The organism is Mesorhizobium sp. M2A.F.Ca.ET.039.01.1.1 (assembly GCF_003998035.1).
Lineage (GTDB): Bacteria > Pseudomonadota > Alphaproteobacteria > Rhizobiales > Rhizobiaceae > Mesorhizobium.
The window spans coordinates 1-3822 of record NZ_RZRY01000603.1 but is presented as its reverse complement, the minus strand read 5'-3'; the positions used below and the strand labels follow the sequence as shown (position 1 = coordinate 3822).

Here is a 3822-nt window from a genome sequence, read left to right as displayed (position 1 = left end):
CCGTCAAGATAAAGCTTTCTCATATAGTCCGCCGTCCGCGCGATCGCGTGATCGCGAAGGCGGCGACGGCGGAACTTCGTCAGGAAGAGTGCGGCGACGCGATCGAGATCCTCGGCGGCGAGCGGCCGTACCGAGCCATGGTCGGGCACCGACGGCGCCGGCGTCTTTCTCGAACCCCCATTTGCGGAGACCAAATCCATCATGAATGCCTATGCAAGGTCCTCTGTCGGCAGGTGAGATCCTAGAATTTACAAAGAAATCTTCTTCCGACCGGCATGCCTGTAGAAATCTCCAGGAGACCTGCGCATGCCACATCCGACTTGCCCTTCTGAAGGTATACGCCGAAAACTGTTTAAATAATGTAATATCGCATGGCGTTGCTGATGAAATGACTCAAACTTTAAGTATATGGAGACGAATTTAAACACCGCATTACCTCACTCAAGCCGCGTGACGAGAGCGCGGTTGCAGACCTTGGATTGATCTGCGCTGCTGCAGGGGAGCCAGAGGACCGACGGCCCAGCCGGAGCCGGGCCGTCCTTTCCTCAGGCGACGAGGCCTTTGGTCAGTTCGAGCGCCTGCCGCTCGAACAGCCGTCGGTAGATGCCGCCATTGAGGCGGATCAGATCGTCATGCGAACCCTCTTCGGCGATACGGCCTCGATCGAAGACCAGCAGGCGGTCGAGCGCCCGAACCGTCGAGAGCCGGTGCGCGATGACAAGGGTCGTGCGCCCCACCATCAGCCGCTCCATCGCCCTCTGGATCAGCACTTCCGATTCCGAATCCAGGCTCGATGTCGCCTCGTCCAGGATCAGGATGCGCGCATCCGCCAGGAAGGCTCGCGCGATCGCCACGCGCTGCCGCTCACCGCCAGAAAGCTTCACACCGCGCTCGCCGACCAGGGTTCCGTAGCCCTTGGGCAGGTTGGTGATGAAATCATGCGCGCTGGCGAGTTTCGCCGCATGCTCGATCTCGGCCTGGCTGGCGCCGGGCCTGGCATAGGCGATGTTCTCGGCAAGCGAGCGGTGGAACAGGATCGGCTCCTGCTGGACGATGGCGATCTGGCTGCGCAGCGACGCCTGCTCGACCTGCGAGATGTCCTGCCCGTCAATCAGGATCCGCCCGGCATTCACGTCATAGAGCCGCTGGATCAGCTTGACGAAGGTCGTCTTGCCCGAGCCCGAATGCCCGACCAGTCCAATGCGCTCGCCAGCCGCGATGTCGACCGAGAAATCGCGGTAGAGCGGCAGAAGATGGTTGCCGTAGTGGAACGTCACCTTGTCGAAGGCGACGCGCCCATCGGTGATCCGGATCGGCCGAGCTCCGGGCCGGTCCTCGATGCCGAGCGGTTCGGACTGGAAGTCGACCAGTTCCTCCATGTCGTTGACCGAGCGTTGCAGGTTGCGGATATGCGTGCCGATGTCGCGCAGATAGCCCTGCAGCACGAAGAACGAGGTCAGCACGAAGGCGACGTCGCCGGCGCTCGCCTGGCCCCAGGCCCATAAGATGAGGGCAAGGCCGATGACTGCCGCCCGCATGACCAGCAGCAGCGCCCCTTGCGTGGTGCCGTTGGCAGTGCCGCGCATCCAGGTGCGGCCGGTGCGCAGCCGCCATTTGGCGACCACGCGCGCCAGCCGCGCTTCCTCGCGGGCCTCCGCGCCAAAGCCTTTGACGACGGCATTGCAGCTCACCGCGTCCGCCAGCGCGCCGCCCAGCCGCGTGTCCCAGCTGTTGGCGAGCCGCGCGGCGGGCGCGACATAGCCGAGCGAGAGCATCGCCGTGACGGCGATGAACAGCACCGAGCCGGCCGCCACGACAGCCCCCATCAGCGGCCAGAACCAGCCGAGCAGCAGCGTCGATCCGACGAGCATGACGACCGATGGCAGGAGCGCGATCAGGATCGTGTCGTTGAGCAGGTCCAGCGCCCACATGCCGCGCGTTATCTTGCGCACCGTCGATCCGGCAAAGCTGTTGGCGTGCCAGTCCGTCGAGAACCGCTGCACCCGATGGAAGGCGTCGGCGGCAATGTCCGACATCATCTTCAGCGTCAGCTCGACGATCCACAGGAAGGCGACATTGCGCAGCACGACGCCCGCCAGCGCCAACGCCATCAGGATCGAGAACGCCGTCATCGCCGCGTTCCAGGCGACTTCATCGGTCCCGGCGCCGCTTGCGACCGCGTCGACCAGGCGGCCGGAATAGAAGGGCGTCAGCACATCGGCCAGCGTCGAGAGCAGGAATGCGCCCATGATGAGCGAAAGCCGCCACGGCTGGCGCCGCCAGTGGCTGAACGTGAAGCCGAGCACGCTGCGAAAGGCGCCGGCGCGCAGATCGATCTTGAAACGAGCCATGATGTCATCCGGGCGCAAACGAGCCCGGTCCCGGTAAAATCAAATTGGAAAACCCGCATCCGCGCCCTGCGGCGCCTCAAAAGAGCGGGAGGTTCAGTATGGTAGGCCGCCTGCCCTGAGGCGGCGACCGGCAGCGGCTAATGCCTGTGCTGCGCCCGGCTCTCCGAAAACCTTCGGAAAGCCCGAGCAGACCTAGGCTTCGCGGCCTCGCATAACGATGTCAAATTCTGCCATACGGTCCTCCCGGAAGGGAATCGCGGAGAGGTTCTTATAGGGAGGCATCGGCCGATCGCCAAGCCGGACCGTCGCCAAAACGACATCTGGTCCAAGCACTGAGACGAATTTGCAACAACGGCAGGTTGCGCGGCCTGGTGCATGCCGCACAGAAGCGGCTGAATTGGTTTCAGTCCGACGCGCTTTAAGCCGTCGGCTTGCCCGCTTTGCGATCCAGCCGCATGTAGCGTCCGTCGGTCGACGCCTTGAATCCGAACTTCTCGTAGAGGCTGTGGGCGTCGTCGGTCGACAGGCTCCAATGCGTCACCGTGCTGACTTCGGGATGATCGATCAGCGCCTGGACGAGCCGCTTGCCGATCCCCCGACCGCGATGCTGTGGCCAGATGATGACGTCGGCGACATAGGCAAAGACCGTGTAGTCGGTGATCGCGCGGGCGAAGCCGACCTGCTCGCCATCGAGATAGGCGCCGGCGCAGAGCGAGTTGTCGAAGGCCCGGCGGTGGGCCTCGTCGGTCCGCGACGCGCCCCAATAGCTTTGCATGAGCTGATCGGACGTTGCCCGGAAATCGATCCGCGACAGGTCGAAGCTGATTTCTATGTCTTGCATGCGCTGCGCTGCCGCAATCTCGCCGGGGATCAACCGCGATCCCGGAACCGGTTGGTGATTGGATAACGGCGGTCGCGGCCGAAATTCTTCCGCGTGATCTTCACGCCGGGCGCCGCCTGCCGGCGCTTGTATTCGGCGATGTAGAGCAGGTGCTCGACACGGGTCACCGTCGCCCGGTCATGGCCGCGCGCGACGATGTCGTCGACGCTCATCTCGTTCTCGACCAGGCATTCCAGGATGTCGTCCAGCACCGGATAGGGCGGCAGCGAATCCTGGTCGGTCTGGTTCTCGCGCAGTTCCGCCGATGGCGCCTTGTCGATGATGTTCTTCGGAATGACCTCGCCGGAAGGACCGAGCGCGCCCGGCGGCACATGCGAATTGCGCCAGCGCGACAGCGCGTAGACCTGCATCTTGTAGAGATCCTTGATCGGATTGAAGCCGCCATTCATGTCGCCGTAAAGCGTGGCGTAGCCGACGGACATCTCGCTCTTGTTGCCGGTGGTGACCACCATCGAACCGAATTTGTTCGAGATCGCCATCAGGATCGTGCCGCGCGCACGGCTCTGCAGGTTTTCCTCGGTGATGCCTTCCTGGGTGCCCTCGAAGAGCTGCGTCAGCGCATGCTTGAAG

At 63.5% G+C, this 3822-nt stretch carries 3 protein-coding genes; all 3 read right to left on the bottom strand.

Annotation, left to right across the window (positions count from 1 at the left end; genetic code table 11):
- Positions 1-545: 545 nt before the first annotated feature.
- On the bottom strand, positions 546-2351 hold the full coding sequence (locus EOA24_RS30225; protein ID WP_126082416.1) for an ABC transporter ATP-binding protein: 1806 nt from the start codon (positions 2349-2351) through the stop codon (positions 546-548).
- A 418-nt stretch (positions 2352-2769) separates the two neighbouring features.
- The gene (locus EOA24_RS30220; RefSeq protein WP_126082415.1) at positions 2770-3192 is read right to left on the bottom strand and encodes a GNAT family N-acetyltransferase; all 423 of its coding nucleotides are present in this window, start codon (positions 3190-3192) and stop codon (positions 2770-2772) included.
- Between the two features lie 29 nt (positions 3193-3221).
- A partial coding sequence (gene nadE / locus EOA24_RS30215) for an NAD(+) synthase (protein ID WP_127410390.1) occupies positions 3222-3822 on the bottom strand: 601 nt, incomplete at its 5' end.